Consider the following 16,511-nt stretch of genomic DNA (forward strand, 5'->3'; position numbering starts at 1 on the left):
ACGTGTAGTTACCTATGACTATCACAGGCAAGCCAGCTCCCACCCTGAACCGAGTTCGACAGGCCAACAGTCAAGCCGCGCAGTTTACCCCAGGCTTTAGTTTAGAAAAGTCTGAACTAAGTATTTGCCCCTGCCGATTCTTTCGTTTCGATGTATTTCGCAGAATCGGCCCCTGATAACCACAACAACGATGAGGCATTCCCGTGGACAAGATTTTCCACCAACCACTGGGCGGCAACGAAATGCCGCGCTTCGCCGGCATCGCCACCATGATGCGCCTTCCCCACCTGCAAACGGCCAAGGGCCTGGACGCCGCCTTTGTCGGCGTGCCCCTGGACATCGGCACTTCGTTGCGCGCCGGTACCCGCTTCGGTCCGCGTGAAATCCGCGCCGAATCGGTGATGATCCGCCCCTACAACATGGCCACCGGCGCCGCGCCGTTCGACTCGCTGTCGGTGGCGGACATCGGCGACGTCGCGATCAACACCTTCAACCTGCTCGACGCCGTGCGCATCATCGAAGAGGCCTACGACGAGATCCTCGAGCACAACGTCATCCCGATGACCCTGGGCGGCGACCACACCATCACCCTGCCGATCCTGCGGGCGATCCACAAGAAGCACGGCAAGGTCGGGCTGGTGCACATCGATGCCCACGCCGACGTCAACGACCATATGTTCGGCGAGAAAATCGCCCACGGCACCACCTTCCGCCGCGCCGTGGAAGAAGGCCTGCTCGATTGCAACCGCGTGGTGCAGATCGGCCTGCGCGCCCAGGGCTACACCGCCGAAGACTTCAACTGGAGCCGCAAACAGGGCTTCCGCGTGGTCCAGGCCGAAGAATGCTGGCACCACTCCCTCGCGCCGTTGATGGCCGAGGTGCGCGAAAAAGTCGGTGGCGGCCCGGTCTACCTGAGCTTCGACATCGACGGCATCGACCCGGCCTGGGCGCCCGGTACCGGCACACCGGAAATCGGCGGGCTGACCACCATTCAGGCGATCGAGATCATCCGTGGCTGCCAGGGCCTCGACCTGGTGGGTTGCGACCTGGTAGAAGTTTCGCCGCCCTACGACACTACCGGCAACACCTCGTTGCTGGGCGCCAACCTGCTGTACGAAATGCTCTGCGTACTGCCCGGCGTGGCGCATCGCTGATGAGCACGCACGAAGTGCTGCAAGCCGCCGCCGACCTGGTGGCGGCCTTCGCGCGCAATGACCGCGCCGCCTACTTCGACGCATTCACGGCCGATGCCAGCTTTGTGTTTCACACCCTCCCCCAGCCGCTGCTCAGTCGCGATGCCTACCAGGCGTTGTGGGACAGCTGGCGCCGGGACGAGGGGTTCGAGGTGCTGTCTTGCGCCTCGAGCAACGCCTTCGTCAGCCTGCAGGGTGACGTGGCGGTTCTCATGCATGACGTGGCCACCGAGCTGCGCATGAACGGGGAGCAATTCTTCAGCCAGGAACGCGAGACCATTGTCTTCAAACGGCAAGGCGCTCGCACACAACAAGAACAAGGCCTGTGGCTGGCCTGTCACGAACATTTGTCCGCTATGCCGGAAGGGCTGCCGCCCCCTTAGCCAATGTGATCGGAGCTGATCATGAATAATAAAAACAACGATAAACCTATTCGCAAGATAGAAACCAACGGGGTCGAACAGATCCCGGACCACGAGCGTACCGCCGGCCCCACGGACTTGTTCCGCCTGATCTTCGGCGGTGCCAATACCTTTGCCACCGCAGTGCTGGGGTCCTTCCCCGTGCTGTTTGGTCTGTCATTTCAGGCGGGCGTCTGGGCGATTGTGCTGGGCGTGCTGGTGGGTGCGCTGATCCTGGCGCCTATGGGCCTGTTCGGGCCGCTCAATGGCACCAACAACGCGGTGTCTTCCGGCGCGCATTTTGGCGTACACGGACGGATCGTCGGCTCGTTTCTGTCGCTGCTGACGGCAATTGCCTTCTTCTCACTGTCGGTGTGGAGTTCAGGCGATGCGCTGGTGGGTGGTGCGAAACGCCTGATCGGCTTGCCGGAAACCGACCTGACCCTGGGCTTGGCCTACGGCGTGTTCGCCCTGCTCGTCCTGACGGTGTGCATCTACGGCTTTCGCTTCATGCTGTGGGTCAATCGCATTGCGGTGTGGGCGGCGAGCCTGTTGTTTCTGCTGGGGATCTTCGCCTTTGCACCGGCCTTCGACAGCCAGTTCGCCGGCACCGTCGCCATGGGCCAGGCCGGGTTCTGGGCAGCGTTCATCGGTGCGGCACTGGTGGCCATGAGCAACCCGATTTCCTTTGGCGCCTTCCTGGGTGACTGGTCGCGCTATATCCCGCGTGAAACGCCTAAAACACGCATCATGCTCGCCGTGGTCGCTGCGCAGATTGCCACCCTGATCCCCTTCCTGTTCGGCCTGGCCACTGCGACCATCGTGGCGATCAAGGCACCGGACTACATCGCGGCCAATAACTATGTCGGCGGATTGCTGGCGGTGGCGCCGAGCTGGTTCTTCCTGCCGGTGTGCCTGATCGCGATGATCGGCGGCATGTCCACCGGTACTACCGCGCTGTATGGCACCGGACTGGACATGTCCAGTGTGTTTCCGCGCCTGTTGTCGCGGGTCAGGGCCACGCTGCTGATCGGCGTGATGTCGATTGCCTTCATCTTTATCGGACGTTTCGCCGCCAACCTGGTGCAGAGCGTATCGACCTTCGCCGTGCTGATCATCACCTGCACCACGCCGTGGATGGTGATCATGATCATCGGCCTGATCGTGCGTCGCGGTTTCTATTGCCCGGACGACTTGCAGGTGTTCACCCGTGGTGAAACCGGCGGCCGCTACTGGTTCAGTCATGGCTGGAACTGGCGCGGGCTGGGGGCCTGGATTCCGAGCGCGCTGGTGGGCCTGTGCTTCGTCAACCTGCCGGGGCAGTTTGTCGGCCCGCTGGGAAGTCTGGCCGGTGGCATTGATATCAGCCTGCCGGTGACGCTGGGGTTGGCCTCGGTGGTGTACCTGACCTTGCTTCGTGTATTTGCGGAACCGGCGGCCGTGTACGGGCCGACCGCCCCCCGCAGCCAGCGCACGGATGCGCACGTTAAACCGGCGCTGCATCCAGCCGCCTGATCGCCCATAAAAAAGATAATCGGAGAATCGCCGTCATGGCTTTGGATTTATTCGTCGTACTCATCTACGCCGCCGGCATGCTGGTGCTCGGCTACTACGGCATGCGTCGCGCCAAGACCCACGAAGACTACCTGGTGGCCGGGCGCAACCTGGGTCCGTCGCTGTACATGGGCACCATGGCCGCTACGGTGCTGGGCGGTGCATCGACCGTCGGCACCGTGCGCCTGGGTTATGTGCATGGCATCTCGGGCTTCTGGCTGTGTGCCGCGCTGGGCGCGGGGATCATCGCGCTGAACCTGTTCCTGGCCAAGCCGCTGTTGAAGCTGAAGATCTTCACCGTGACCCAGGCCCTGGAAAAACGCTACAACCCCATGGCCCGCCAGGCCAGCGCGGTGATCATGCTGGCCTACGCGCTGATGATTGCCGTCACCTCGATCCTGGCCATCGGCACCGTGCTGCAAGTGCTGTTCGGCTTGCCGTTCTGGATCTCGGTGCTGCTGGGCGGTGGCGTGGTGGTGGTGTACTCGACCATCGGGGGCATGTGGTCGCTGACCCTAACCGACATCGTGCAGTTCGTGATCAAGACCGTTGGCCTCATGTTCATCCTATTGCCGATCTGCCTGTACCGCGTCGGCGGCTGGGACGAACTGGTGGCCAAGCTGCCGGCGTCGAGCTTCAGCTTCACTGCGATCGGCTGGGGCACGATCATCACCTACTTCATGATCTACTTTTTCGGCATCCTGATTGGCCAGGACGTCTGGCAGCGGGTGTTCACCGCACGTGACGAAAAGGTCGCCAAGTACGCAGGTACCTTCGCCGGTTTCTACTGCATCCTCTACGGCCTGGCCTGTGCGCTGATCGGCATGGCGGCGCATGTGCTGATCCCGGACCTGGACAACGTCAACAACGCCTTCGCCGCGATCGTCAAAGTGTCGCTGCCCGACGGTATTCGCGGCCTGGTGATCGCCGCCGCCCTGGCGGCGATGATGTCCACCGCCAGCGCCGGCCTGCTGGCCGCCTCCACCGTACTGACCGAAGACCTGCTGCCGCGTCTGCGCGGCGGCATGCAATCGAGCCTGGCGCTCAACCGCCTGTTCACCCTGCTGACCGGTATCGCCGTGCTGGGTATCGCGCTGCTGGTAAGCGACGTGATCAGCGCCCTGACCCTGGCCTACAACCTGCTGGTGGGCGGCATGTTGATTCCGCTGATGGGCGCGATTTTCTGGAAACGCGCGACCACGTCGGGGGCAATCACGTCGATGGTGCTGGGCTTTGTGACGGCGCTGGTGTTCATGTTCAAGGATGGGCTGGATGCGAACACGCCGATTTACTACAGCCTGGCGGTTGGGCTGGTGAGTTTTGTCGTGGTGAGTGTGTTGTCGCGCAGGCCGGATGCGGCGGTGGCTCGGACGGTTTGAGGCGTAGCGGTTTTCTAGAGCGGTTTCTTCAGCGGGTGCGACGTCGGATGTCGTGCCCGTTTTTTCCATTCAACTTAGCGTTTGCCTGGATGATTTCCTGGACCAGAGAGGCCCAGACCAGCCCCTGCGTCCAGCTCCCAGTATAAGTTGCCCCGTCTGCGATTCGGTTGTACGCAGATCTATAAACTATTGAAAGTCCTTCCTTTAACTCCGCGGCACTGACGACGAAGTATTCTTTGCTCAACTCAGCAATTTGTCTCAAATCCAAACGCTGGGGACGAAACTGAACGCCAGAGCGCTGTAAGAGTTCCTCAAGCGCATCCTCAAGATGGATCTCTTCATCGTAATCCGACACCTGCGCGAAGCGCCCCAGCGAAGGATTGTCCGCCCGTAACTTTTCCACCAACTGAGTACCTGCGCGGTTGCACTCATCGGTCAAACACTGATTTCTTGAAAGCACATAGTCAGTGTGTGTCGGCTTTGCAGTCGTCTCCATTGCTGACAGATGACGCATGTTCACACTTTTGTGACCGGCTCCATCGCTCTGCTGATTACCTTCGTACACCACGACATGATAATTCGCCAGACGGAGCATCGAGGCCTGGAACAGACCGTTAATACCTCTGCCGATGATCGACACGCAAGGGGCACCGGTACCTACCCGTAGAGATGGAATCGTCAATGAGTGTGCAAGTTTGCGCCTGACGAGGCCGCGCAAGGCCGTCAAGCTCAGTTGAACGCAAACCGCATAGTCCAGGTCGCAATGGCAGGCTTCGGTGGTTGCCGCCTGTGTAGTCAGCGTCGCCGGGTTGCGCCATGTGGAGACATCGCAGCCAAGGGTTTGCGTGCGTATGCGAAACGCATCCAATGTCGCAGGCCCATAGTCCATAATAAGCTGGATGCCTTCAGCGACTGCCAGCGCGTGCAACGCATCGTCGCTAAACACATCCGGCTTGGCGACACAGACCAGGCGCGCGTGTTCCTGCATACCCTGAATCATGACCGGATCGATGCGATGGGTGGAGTCATCATTCAGGGCTAAGCAGATCGCGACAGCAGTGGCTCCCTCCAGCGCCTCTGACCAGTCCACCACAAATGACACGCGGCTGTCGTAAAAGGCCCCGCCGTGAGTGTCCGGCGATCGACCGTGCCGAACCAACACCTTGATCCGGACATCCGGATCTCGATCAAGCAGTAATTTGACAAGCTCTTTTCCCACGTTGCCGTATCCGAGTACGCGGACATCGGCGGGCATGGAGCCATCGGCCCGTGTCAGCCAGTGCGCGATATAGGCTGCGACATGCGGTGCGTTGATCCCGGGCGTATTGACCACTCGGATGCCGTTGGCTTTGCACAGATCCAGTTGCACCTTGTCCAGGCTCGCTCCTCTGCGGATCAGGTTGAGGTCGCCAAATGGGTGGGATACACGCCACTGGGCAATAACCTCTGCATCGATGACCTGGTCTCCAGCGACGATGGTTGTTGGGCGCAGGAGCGCGATCTGCAGCAGCAGCGTTTGCGTGGTTAATGTCGGGGGAAGAAACACGACGTTACTGGGTGCGTCAGCTTTCCAGCCTTTCGACACAGGTGCGATATGTAAAACACAGTCGGTTGTGGCGATGAGGGATGCGGCGACCGGCGGAACCGAAGAGAGCGGCATGGCGTGTCTCCAACCATCTTGACGTATTGGAGCACCTCGAAAAGGCGCATGGGCTTGGTCCGAAACAAGTTGTCTCGGTCTCTGAGGGAACCCAACCTACGCGCGTTTTTAAAATCCAATAAGCCAGCCGATTCTGACAATCCGGTAGTCCAGTTCCGACAACTGAACGCCAAAGCCTGATAAACAGGCGTAAATCCGGTTTTTTCGTAAAGCACAAACAATTGTGGGAGCGGGCTTGCTCGCGAAAGCGGTGTGTCAGTCAACTTTTCATCGACTGATACACCGCTTTCGCGAGCAAGCCCGCTCCCACAGGGGAATTGTGCGGCAGTTTGAAAAACGGAGCTTATCGCCGACGCGGACGCCGCTGCTCATCATCCGTGCGAATCGGCACCGGCTGCAGCGGAGGCTCGATCAAGCCGAGTGCAACACCCAGATCATGGAGCCAGTTTTGAATTTTCTCTTTCATGGTTGCCCCCCTTGAGGGTAATGCTGGTAGGTGCAAGTTCTGTCACCTTTTCCTACATTGATAGTAGCCCTAAGTCCTACGTAATGCTTGAACGAAACCACAACGAACTGTTACTGAATTGATACAAATCCTGACGGATCGTTCAAGCAATTGCGCGTGCGTCTTGCCGGACTTCGGTCTTGCCCTCTTGCTGGAGGTCGATCCATGCGTTGAGGTTAGCGCCGAGCATACCCTTTCGCCACATCAGCCAGGTGGTCGCAGTGGCAAAAGGCCCAATCAACGGATGAACGGACACGCTGTCCTTGCCGGGCAGGCTGTCGAGCATGGATTCGGACATCAACGCCACGCCCGACCCTGCGATCACACAGGCGAGCATGCCTTGGTAGGATTCGATCTCGATTGCCCGGCCCATCGCCACGCGCTCGTGGGAAAACCAGGTTTCCAGGCGCGTGCGGTAGGCGCAACTGCGACGGAAGGTGAACACCGCACGCCCCGCCACGTCCTGCGGCCCGCGCACCGGCGGGTGATCGGCTTCGCAAATCAGCACCAAGCGTTCTTCGCACAGGGCGACACCGTCCAAGGAGGCAATCGTGATGGGCCCGTCCACAAACGCAGCGTCCAGCCGACCGGTCATCAAACCTTCGAGCAATTCACCGCTGGGCGCCGATTGCACCTGCAGGTTCACCCTCGGATAAGCCTTGTGATAGCAAGCCAGCAGCTTCGGCAAATGAACCGCTGCCGTGCTGTACATGCTGCCCAACACAAAGTCGCCGGCCGGTTGCCCTCCTTGCACGGCGCCATGGGCTTCATCGTGCAGGGCCAGCAGACGAGTGCTGTAGTCCAGCAACACTTTGCCCGCAGGAGAAAGCTGCAAGCGTTGACGCTCGCGAACGAACAGCTCGACGCCCAGTTGTTCTTCCATCTGCTTGAGCCGTGTCGACAGGTTCGACGGCACTCGATGCAGCCGCTCGGCCGCACGGGTAATGGAGCCCTCTTGCGCCACCGCCTGAAAAATTCGCAGCTGACTGAACTCCATAACTTTCTCCAAAATTGAACAAGTTACTCACTATTATTCATTTTTACAGAAAGTCAATCCGCTTTAGCCTGAGGGTATTCGCTCACCCTTAGGCACCTGACCATGTCCCCCTTGATTCGCCTGCTTGCCAGCTTTGTCGCCTTGATGATGGCGATGGGTATCGGCCGCTTCGCCCTTACCCCACAAATGCCGCACTTGCTCAGCGAGGGGCAGGTCGACTTGACCGGCGCCGGGCTGATTGCCGCCGCCAATTATCTGGGCTACCTGGTCGGTGCGGTGGATTCGATCTTTGCGCGCAGCCATCAACATGTCCGCGGGCGTTTATATGGTGGGCTGTGGCTATGCGTGCTGTTGACCCTGGCGTCGTCCTGGGCGCATGGCTTCTGGCCGCACCTGTTGCTGCGCTTTGGTACCGGTGTCGCGAGTGCCTGGGCACTGGTGATGGTCACCAGCCTGAGCCAGCCGCTGGCGCTTGCCGCCGGGCGCCCGCGCCTGGGCGCATTGGTATTTGCCGGGCCGGGGCTGGGGATTGTGTTGACCGGGTTGCTGGCGCTGGGCTCGAACCTGTTGGGGCAAAGCTCGGCCACGTTGTGGCTGGTGTATGGCGTCGTGGCGTTGCTGATGTTGTTGGTGATTCTGCCTCTACTGCCCCAGCCTTCCGTCACCAGCACACCGCTCTCCGGCCCTGGCGACGCGGGCAGCAATGGCAGCATCGCGCATTTGTGCTGGATCTACGTGTTATACGGCCTTGGCTACATTATCCCGGCGACATTCCTGTCGCAGATGGCCAGCGCGCAATTCAACGGCGTCTGGCAGGCTGATCTGTTCTGGCCTTGCTTTGGCCTGGCCGCGGCGATTGGCGTGGGGGTGGCCAGTCTGCGCCGCAAAGACCCGCACACCACCCGCCGCTGGCTGATGACCACACTGTGGCTGCAAGCAGCTGGGGTATTTGCCTGTCTGCTGGGTAATGGCTGGGGCCTGGCGCTGGGCGTGCTGCTGTGCGGTGGGCCGTTCCTGGCTTGCATGCAACTGGTAATGGCTCGCTTGCGGGACGTCGCGCCTCATGGTTACCAGCGCAGCACCGGTTTGCTGACCGCCTGCTTTGCCATCGGCCAATTGAGCGGGCCATTGCTGGCCTCGGTGAGCAGTCATATCAGCGGTGGCCTGCAACCGGCGTTGGTTATTGCCGGTTGCGGCCTGGTACTGGCGGGTGCGGTATTGCTTAGCCGGCAACCAATGGCAGGGGCGTGCGAAGTTGCTCTCGCCGCGCAAGCACCAGGAAAAACAGCCCACCCAGGAAACAGCCGGTGAACCAGGCAAAGTTGGCCATGCCCTGCAATACCGGCGTAAAGGTGATCGCGACGCCCACCAGCGTCGCGGGCACCAACGCCTTGACCGCCGTCCAGTTCACGCCGCCATCGAAGTAATAACGCCCGCTCGGGCTGTCATCAAACAGCGCATCTACGTCGATCTTCTGTTTTTTGATCAGGTAGAAATCCACCAGCAGTATCCCGAACAGCGGGCCGATAAAGGCCGCGAGGATATCCAGGGTGTAATGGATCATCAGCGGGTTGTTGAACAGGTTCCACGGTGTGATGAAAATCGATGCCACGGCGGCGATCATCCCGCCGGCGCGCCAACTGATCTTGCTCGGCGCGACGTTGGCGAAGTCAAACGCCGGGGACACGAAGTTGGCCACGATATTGATGCCGATGGTCGCCGTTACGAAGGCAAAGGCACCGAGCAACACCGCCATGCTGTTATCGATGCGCGACACCGTGGCGATCGGGTCGTGCAGCATTTCACCAAACACTGGCAACGTACCCGAGACGATCACCACGGTAACCAGGGAAAACGCCAGGAAATTCACCGGCAGCCCCCAGAAATTGCCCCGTCGTACATCCTGCATGCTGCGGCAGTAGCGGCTGAAGTCACCGAAGTTCAAGGTCGGCCCGGAGAAGTACGACACCACCAGCGCCGTCGCCACAATCACTTGGCCAAACGCCTGCCAACCTGAGAGGGATTTTTCCCCCAGGGTAAAGCTGATGTTCGACCAGCCCGCCTTCCACACGATCCAACCCGCGAGCGCAAACATCACCGCATACACCACCGGGCCCGCCCAATCGATAAAGCGGCGGATAGACTCCATACCGGCCCAGAACACAGCCGCCTGAAGTAACCACAGGCTGAGAAACCCGAACCAGCCAAGGTAGGACAGGCCTGCAAAATGCGGCTCTGCATACACCGCCATCTGTGGGAAAAAGCGCAGCACCACGATGATCAAGGCACTTGAGGCCAGATACGTCTGGATCCCGTACCAGGCCACGGCGATCAATCCGCGAATCACAGCAGGAATGTTCGCCCCGAACACACCGAACGCCAAGCGGCAAATCACCGGGTAAGGCACAGCGGCCTGCTGGCTGGGCTTTGCCACCAGGTTGGCGATCAACTGCACGATGCAGATACCGGCAAGCAAGGCGATCAACACCTGCCAACTGGCCAGCCCCAGGGCGAAGAGGCTGGCGGCGAACACATAGCCGCCGACGCTGTGCACATCGCTCATCCAAAAGGCGAAGATGTTGTACCAGTTCCACTTTTGCGGCAGTGGGCCGAGGTCCTTGTTGTACAGGCGCGGGCTGTAGCCTTTGGGCAATTGTTCGGTCATCGCTGGGCTCCTCGAAGTACCAGCCTGCGCTTGCGTCACGGGTGTGCATACGGAAGGCGGCCGGGTTGTATACGAGGAAGTTAGCAGAATGCGTGCCAATTGAACGCAATCCCTCTGGCACGGCGCTCCATAGGGTGGGATACCTATCTAAGGAAAGGCGTTAACGCTCAGCAACGGTGCACGTAATTCCTGTACACAATCATCGGCGCACTCGATGTGCACACAGATAACCCACCGTGCGGCAGATCCAGATCCCGCTGACAACGCAGATTTCCTGTGGGAGCTGTCGAGCTTTAGCGAGGCTGCGAAAGCGGTGTAACAGGCGACGAAGATGTTGGCAGTGCCGCCGTCCCGCTACAGGTCCTCTGCAACACCAAAAGTTGCAGAGACGCCTGGGATAAAACTCAGAGTAGGAAGGTGCATTTAGCTGAGTTCAATGCGATCCGCGTGAATCACGATCTGGCCCTGCTTATACAGCGCGCCAATCGCCTTCTTGAAGTTGCCCTTGCTCACGCCGAACAAGTTGCTGATTACGGCGGGGTCGCTTTTGTCGCTCACCGGTAAGGTGCCGTTATTCTCACGCAACTTGGCGAGGATCTTGGAGTTCAGGCTGGAGGCTGCTTCTTGACCGACCGGTTGAAGGCTCAAGCTGATATTGCCGTCGGCGCGGATCTCTTTGATAAAACCCTTTTCTTCCTTGCCCGGGCGCAGGAACTTGAACACTTCGTTCTTGTGGATCAAGCCCCAGTGCTTGTTGTTGATGATCGCCTTGAAACCCATGTCAGTGGCTTCGGCCACCAGCAGGTCGACTTCCTGGCCCACCTGGTAATTGGCCGGCGTCTTATCCAGGTAGCGATCCAGTCGCGCAGTGGCGGTAATACGCTTGGTGTGTTTGTCGAGGTAGACGTGCACCACACAATATTCGCCGGCGGTCAGCTGGCGTTTTTCCTCGGAATAGGGCAGCAGCAGATCCTTGGGCAAGCCCCAGTCGAGGAACACGCCGATACTGTTGACTTCTACCACTTTCAAACTGGCGAACTCACCCACTTGAACTTTGGGCTTTTCAGTGGTGGCGATAAGTTTGTCATCACTGTCCAGATAAATGAAAACGTTAAGCCAGTCTTCATCTTCACTGGGAATATCTTTAGGGATGTACCGATTGGGCAAGAGGATTTCGCCATCTTGCGCACCGTCCAGGTACAAACCAAAGTGAGTGTGTTTAACCACTTGCAAGCTGTTGTAGCGCCCGACCAAAGCCATTTTCAAATACCCTCATTGCGTGGGCGGCATTCTACCCGAGTTGCGAGCGCCACGCGCGTGCGCCTGCAAAAACGCGGGCTGGCGTGGCGATCCGGTGGCACGGCGCGGGTCATGGCCCCGCTCGTCCGATCATTCGGCGCAATTGCCCCTGATGGTCACACTAATACCGCACCATGGTTTCGAGGTAAAACAGCAAGTTAGGGGCTTATTTCAGCCGCGAACTTTGGTTCACTCCCGGGCTCCACGCTTATTCCAAGGGGATATTTGCCAAGCAATTGTCAAGTATTTCCTGTACGATGCCTGGCCAAGTTAATTTTCTACAGGTTAGTGGCCGCCATGCGTGTAAAAGCATCCAACAGCAAAGCAAAGCCAGCTCCAGCCGTTGAAACCAGCGAGTCGATCAACAACCAGATCGCTGCGTTCCTCAAGTCCGGTGGCGAAATCCAGCAAATTGCCAAGGGCGTGAGCGGCCAGACTTTCGGCCCATCCAAGCAGATCAGCCTGGGTAAAAAGTAAGACTGCGCAACGCACCTGGTCCCTAAGCGTCTTGCCTTCAAGGCGCTAGGACTAGAGCCCGAAACACCCTCGCTGCACATTGACCATCGCGCTAATCGACGAACGGACTTCATCCTTCGGCAATCGTCGGTATGCTTGCACACGTCTAGCACGGGCATCTGCCCGATGTTTCCGTCACTGCTCCTCGCTTTTCATGGAGTGAAGCATGCTCAAATCCTGCGTTTTCCTGGTCAGCGTCCTTGCCGCCTGCCCCCTCGCGCACGCGCAGATCTTCCAGCGCGAATTGGGCGACTTCGACCTCAAATTGGGCACTACCCCCAGCCGCAGCATGGCCCAGGGGCTGGTCAAGCCGACCGCCCCCGGCAGCGACGCGTTCCATGGCGGGCTGGACCTGAGCCACGACAGCGGCCTGTATTTCGGCCAGTTTTCACCGAACATGGGGTTGTCGCCGGCCAGTACACTCGAAGTCGACTCCTATATGGGCTTCAAACAGCCCTTCGACCAGACCCTGGGCTACGAAGTGGGTTTGATCCACTACAGCTACCCCAAGCTCAGCCCCCTCGACAGCCAGGCGTTCTATGGCGGCCTGAACCTGCTGGGCAATCGCTTCGGCGTCTCCTTCAGCCATGATCCGGACCGCCAGGACAGCACGCTGTTCGCCGACCTTGGCGGCACGCAGCCCTTCGGGATTGGCGTGAGCATGAAGTACACCACCCACCAGCTCGGCACCCCGACCTCGGTGGACGGCGGTGCCATCAGCAGCTTCAGCGATTGGTCGGTGCAGCTCTCCCGCGCCTGGAAAGGTGTCGACCTGGACCTGATCTACAGCGACTCCAGCCTCAGCGGCGGCGACTGCTCGGCCTACTCCGGACACAATTCGCAATGCGACGGCCTCTTGACCTTGAAGGCCGTACGATCGTTTTATTGACAGGCTGAACTGTCGCCCTCGTCGCGGGTTCACATGCGTTAACTCCCCACTGCGCAAGGACCCGCCCATGCTACGTCGGCTCAAACTTCTGGTGCTGCTGCTGAGCCTTAGCCTGGTGCTCGCCGGCTGCAGTCGCGTGGGCCTGGCCTACCGCAACCTGGACGTGATCATCCCCTGGACCCTCAATGACTACCTGGACATGAATGCCGGGCAGAAGAGCTGGTTCAACGACAAACTCAAGGAACACCTGGCGTGGCACTGCACCACGCAACTGCCGGGTTACCTGGGTTGGCTGGACCGCCTGCAGCAGATGGTCGACAGCAACCAGGTCACCGACGCGGCGCTGCAGGCCCGCACCGTCGAAGCCAAGCAAGCCATCGCCGAAGTCGCCCGTGAAATCACTCCGTCGGCCATCGAGCTGTTGCAGGGGCTGGATGACCAACAGGTCAAAGAAATGAACGACGCCCTGGCCAAGGACTTGCGCAAGCGCCAGGACGAATTCCTCAAGCCGCCCCTTGCGCAGCAGATCAAGGAGCGCGCCGAGCGTATGAGCAAGCGCCTGGATGCCTGGATCGGCCCGCTGAGCACCAGCCAGCAGAATCGAGTGACGGCCTGGTCTATCACATTGGGGGATCAGAATAAGGAATGGATCGGTAACCGAGCGAACTGGCAGGCGCAATTTATCCAGGCCGTGCAGCAACGCCGCAACGCCGACTTCCCGCAGCAAATGCAGCAATTGCTGGTAGACCGGGAAAGCCTGTGGACGCCGGAATATCGCGAGGCTTATGGGCGCACAGAGGCGGCGGCGCGCAGTCTGATCGTCGATTTGATGGCTGAAAGTAGTGCACAACAGCGTCTGAAGCTTACGCAAAAAATCGACGGCGTACGCAGCGACTTCAAGGCACTCAAATGCCTCAAGGCCGCCGCGAATTAAACCTGTGGGAGCGGGCTTGCTCGCGAAAGCGGTGTATCAGTCAACTTATCCGATGACTGACATTACGCATTCGCGAGCAAGTCGAAGCGTCGAACCGCCGCTCCCACATTTGCTCGGTGTAATGCCATTCAAGCAATTTGGGCCTTGGACGCCACTTCAGCAAACGTCGCAGGATCCAGCGCATCCGCTTGTTCATCCAGCACCTGACGCGGATGGTCATTGCCGGGAATGGAGCTGTCTATCAACGCCAGGAGCTGTGCCCCCAACGCCGTCAATATGAAATTCTCGCCATTGCCGCCCTCTTCCTCGGGGCGCGACTCAATGAACCCGCGCTTGAACAGCAGCGCCTCGTAATCGGCCGCAGTCTTTTTCAGCGCGTCCAGATTGCCGGTGGACTCGCCCGCCGTCGCCTTCTCGGCCGCTTCCTGCTCGGCGTATTTACGCGGCGCGAAACTGCCCTCGCCGTTCTGCACTTCATGCAGCAGACGTTCGATCAGATCCCAGTTGTAAGTCGTCATCCTGATTCCTCCTGCAGGCCCACGAAAAAGTAGCCCATCAGAAACTGTGACACGCCCCCTCAGTTGCCGTTCAGCCTGATCGACGGGCGTGGGTTCGCTGAACTTTCCAGACGTTCGCACCCTCAACCGAACACAACCGCCAAGGAGGTCCCCGATGAAAACCCTGATGAATCTGGCCGTCGCCGCCACACTGCTGAGTGCCCTGCCCGCCTGGGCCTGCACACCGGACGAAGCCACCGCCATGCGCGAGCAACTGGCTCAAGAAGTCGCCAAACTGACTGAGCAGAACCCGACCAAGGCGAAGGAGATGAACGACGAGCTGCAGAAGATGGACCTGGATACCGAAAGCGCCGAGTTTCCTGACAAATGCCAATTGATCGATGCGCGGCTCAAGGAACTTAGGGAAGCGGCGGCCAACGCCAAAAACTGAGTGAAGGAGCGTGGGGAACGCTCCAAAAAAAAACCGGACGATTGTCCGGTTTTTTCATATCAGCCCAACCTTACTCGGCAGCCGGCGCTTCCGGCTTGCGGCGCTTGAGCGGCGCCATGCCATCCTTGCTGACGAGGGACAGGTTGTCGGTCTTCGGCCGGTTGGCGATCTTGCGCTTGGTCGGCGATTTGCCGACTTTCTTCTTGTCGCCCTTGGCGTCGACTTTTTTCTTCTTCACGCCAACGGCCTTGCCCGACGCCTTGACCTTCTTCGGCCCGGTGTAGGTGCCTTTGACTTCCTTGATGGTACGACGCTCGAACGATTGCTTGAGGTAGCGCTCGATGCTCGACATCAGGTTCCAGTCGCCATGACAGATCAGCGAGATGGCCAGGCCGTCGTTGCCGGCACGCCCGGTACGGCCGATACGGTGCACGTATTCATCGCCGCTGCGCGGCATGTCGAAGTTGATCACCATGTCCAGGCCGTCGACGTCCAGGCCGCGCGCGGCAACGTCGGTGGCGACCAGGATCTTCACGCCGCCGGCCTTGAGGCGGTCGATGGCCAGCTTGCGGTCCTTCTGGTCCTTTTCACCGTGCAGCACGAACGCCTTGTATTCCTGGGCGACCAGGCGACCGTAGATGCGGTCGGCCGCAGCGCGGGTGTTGGTGAACACGATGGCTTTCTGATAGGTCTCGTTGGCCAGCAGCCAGTTGAGAATCTGCTCTTTGTGCACGTTGTGGTCAGCGGTAACGATCTGCTGGCGCGTGGTCGCGTTCAGGTCGCTGACGTTGTTGACCTGCAAGTGCTCCGGGTTGTTCAGGATCTTGGCGACCATGTCGCGCAGGGTCGAACCGCCGGTGGTGGCGGAGAACAGCATGGTCTGCTGGCGGTTGACGCATTCAGCGACCAGGCGCTGCACGTCGTCGGCAAAGCCCATGTCGAGCATGCGGTCGGCTTCGTCCAGCACCAGCACTTCGACTTCCTTGAGGTCGAGGTTGCCGGCGTTGAGCTGCTCGATCATGCGCCCTGGCGTGCCGATCAGGATGTCCGGCACCTTGCGCAGCATGGCGGCCTGGACCTTGAAATCTTCACCGCCGGTGATGAGGCCGGACTTGATGAAGGTGAACTGCGAAAAGCGCTCCACTTCCTTCAACGTCTGCTGGGCCAGCTCGCGGGTCGGCAGCAGGATCAGGGTCTTGATGCTGACGCGGACTTTGGCCGGGCCGATCAGACGATGCAGGATCGGCAGGACGAAAGCGGCGGTCTTGCCGCTACCGGTTTGAGCCGTCACCCGCAGGTCACGCCCTTCGAGCGCGAGCGGGATGGCCGCTGCCTGCACAGGCGTAGGCTCGACAAATTTAAGCTCGGCCACGGCTTTGAGCAGGCGTTCGTGCAGGGCGAATTGGGAAAACACGGGTGCTACCTCGAAGAAATACAAAAAAACAGCTGCATAGGGTACCGGTTTCGCGCGTCCAAACCGAGTTTCTTTACGCGAACGGTGCTATTGAGCCGCTTTTTTGTCAGGACATTTGTCCATGACATCAACTTCGCCGCACTTAAATGCTCTAATC

At 59.7% G+C, this 16,511-nt stretch carries 16 protein-coding genes; 9 read left to right on the plus strand and 7 right to left on the minus strand.

What is annotated here, in order from left to right; all coding sequences use genetic code 11:
* Positions 1 to 203 precede the first annotated feature (203 nt).
* The 4 genes from speB to KVG91_RS04945 are packed head-to-tail and all read left to right on the plus strand — an operon-like array spanning position 204 to position 4,527.
* Entirely contained in the window at positions 204 to 1,154 is a 951-nt protein-coding gene (gene speB, locus KVG91_RS04930) for an agmatinase (RefSeq protein WP_169377837.1), read from the plus strand.
* Positions 1,154 to 1,576 carry a YybH family protein gene (locus KVG91_RS04935; protein WP_169377838.1) on the plus strand — a complete coding sequence of 141 codons (423 nt, stop codon included), beginning with the start codon at positions 1,154 to 1,156 and terminating at the stop codon, positions 1,574 to 1,576. Before speB ends, KVG91_RS04935 begins: the two co-directional genes overlap by 1 nt.
* 21 nt (positions 1,577 to 1,597) lie before the next feature.
* Positions 1,598 to 3,109, plus strand: coding sequence for a purine-cytosine permease family protein (locus KVG91_RS04940; RefSeq protein ID WP_169377839.1), 1,512 nt, complete (start codon positions 1,598 to 1,600; stop codon positions 3,107 to 3,109).
* Positions 3,110 to 3,144: 35 nt separating this feature from the next.
* A complete protein-coding gene (locus KVG91_RS04945) occupies positions 3,145 to 4,527 on the plus strand; it encodes a sodium:solute symporter (RefSeq protein WP_169377840.1) in 1,383 nt (460 codons plus the stop codon).
* Between the two features lie 28 nt (positions 4,528 to 4,555).
* Here KVG91_RS04945 and KVG91_RS04950 read toward each other — a convergent pair whose 3' ends face one another.
* The 3 genes from KVG91_RS04950 to ptrR form a co-directional block, all read right to left on the minus strand.
* Positions 4,556 to 6,187 (minus strand): NAD(P)-dependent oxidoreductase, encoded by a 1,632-nt coding sequence (locus tag KVG91_RS04950; RefSeq protein WP_169377841.1) that lies wholly within the window; start codon positions 6,185 to 6,187, stop codon positions 4,556 to 4,558.
* 343 nt (positions 6,188 to 6,530) lie between these two features.
* On the minus strand, positions 6,531 to 6,653 hold the full coding sequence (locus KVG91_RS27800; RefSeq protein ID WP_003193089.1) for a PA1414 family protein: 123 nt from the start codon (positions 6,651 to 6,653) through the stop codon (positions 6,531 to 6,533).
* Positions 6,654 to 6,795: 142 nt separating this feature from the next.
* Positions 6,796 to 7,689 carry a putrescine utilization regulator PtrR gene (gene ptrR, locus KVG91_RS04955; RefSeq protein ID WP_217894871.1) on the minus strand — a complete coding sequence of 298 codons (894 nt, stop codon included), beginning with the start codon at positions 7,687 to 7,689 and terminating at the stop codon, positions 6,796 to 6,798.
* Between the two features lie 102 nt (positions 7,690 to 7,791).
* On the opposite strand from ptrR, the gene KVG91_RS04960 reads away from it, so the two are divergent.
* Positions 7,792 to 9,000, plus strand: a complete 1,209-nt coding sequence (locus KVG91_RS04960; protein ID WP_169376213.1) for an MFS transporter — start codon at positions 7,792 to 7,794, stop codon at positions 8,998 to 9,000.
* On the opposite strand, the gene KVG91_RS04965 is transcribed toward KVG91_RS04960, so the two are convergent.
* Together KVG91_RS04965 and KVG91_RS04970 are read right to left on the minus strand one after the other, a co-directional pair.
* A complete protein-coding gene (locus tag KVG91_RS04965) occupies positions 8,912 to 10,354 on the minus strand; it encodes an NCS1 family nucleobase:cation symporter-1 (protein WP_169376214.1) in 1,443 nt (480 codons plus the stop codon). The two genes, KVG91_RS04960 and KVG91_RS04965, sit on opposite strands and share 89 nt — an antisense overlap.
* 423 nt (positions 10,355 to 10,777) lie before the next feature.
* Positions 10,778 to 11,614, minus strand: a complete 837-nt coding sequence (locus KVG91_RS04970; RefSeq protein ID WP_169376218.1) for a CvfB family protein — start codon at positions 11,612 to 11,614, stop codon at positions 10,778 to 10,780.
* 336 nt (positions 11,615 to 11,950) lie between these two features.
* Between KVG91_RS04970 and KVG91_RS04975 the strand changes: the two genes are divergently transcribed.
* From KVG91_RS04975 to KVG91_RS04985, 3 genes are all read left to right on the plus strand, one after another.
* Complete coding sequence (locus KVG91_RS04975) at positions 11,951 to 12,130, plus strand: hypothetical protein (RefSeq protein WP_017527541.1); 180 nt, start codon at positions 11,951 to 11,953, stop codon at positions 12,128 to 12,130.
* 205 nt (positions 12,131 to 12,335) lie between these two features.
* Positions 12,336 to 13,058, plus strand: a complete 723-nt coding sequence (locus tag KVG91_RS04980; RefSeq protein ID WP_169376215.1) for a TorF family putative porin — start codon at positions 12,336 to 12,338, stop codon at positions 13,056 to 13,058.
* Between the two features lie 67 nt (positions 13,059 to 13,125).
* Positions 13,126 to 13,992, plus strand: a complete 867-nt coding sequence (locus tag KVG91_RS04985; RefSeq protein ID WP_169376216.1) for a DUF6279 family lipoprotein — start codon at positions 13,126 to 13,128, stop codon at positions 13,990 to 13,992.
* Positions 13,993 to 14,120: 128 nt separating this feature from the next.
* Here the strand turns inward: KVG91_RS04985 and KVG91_RS04990 are convergent, their stop codons facing one another.
* Positions 14,121 to 14,510: a hypothetical protein gene (locus KVG91_RS04990; protein WP_017134854.1), complete on the minus strand. Its 390-nt coding sequence runs from the start codon at positions 14,508 to 14,510 to the stop codon at positions 14,121 to 14,123.
* Positions 14,511 to 14,664: 154 nt separating this feature from the next.
* Between KVG91_RS04990 and KVG91_RS04995 the strand changes: the two genes are divergently transcribed.
* On the plus strand, positions 14,665 to 14,940 hold the full coding sequence (locus KVG91_RS04995) for a hypothetical protein (RefSeq protein ID WP_169376217.1): 276 nt from the start codon (positions 14,665 to 14,667) through the stop codon (positions 14,938 to 14,940).
* Between the two features lie 70 nt (positions 14,941 to 15,010).
* Here KVG91_RS04995 and KVG91_RS05000 read toward each other — a convergent pair whose 3' ends face one another.
* Positions 15,011 to 16,354 (minus strand): DEAD/DEAH box helicase, encoded by a 1,344-nt coding sequence (locus tag KVG91_RS05000; protein ID WP_217894872.1) that lies wholly within the window; start codon positions 16,352 to 16,354, stop codon positions 15,011 to 15,013.
* Positions 16,355 to 16,511: the final 157 nt, after the last annotated feature.

It is taken from the genome of Pseudomonas azadiae, assembly GCF_019145355.1.
Classification (GTDB): domain Bacteria; phylum Pseudomonadota; class Gammaproteobacteria; order Pseudomonadales; family Pseudomonadaceae; genus Aquipseudomonas; species Aquipseudomonas azadiae.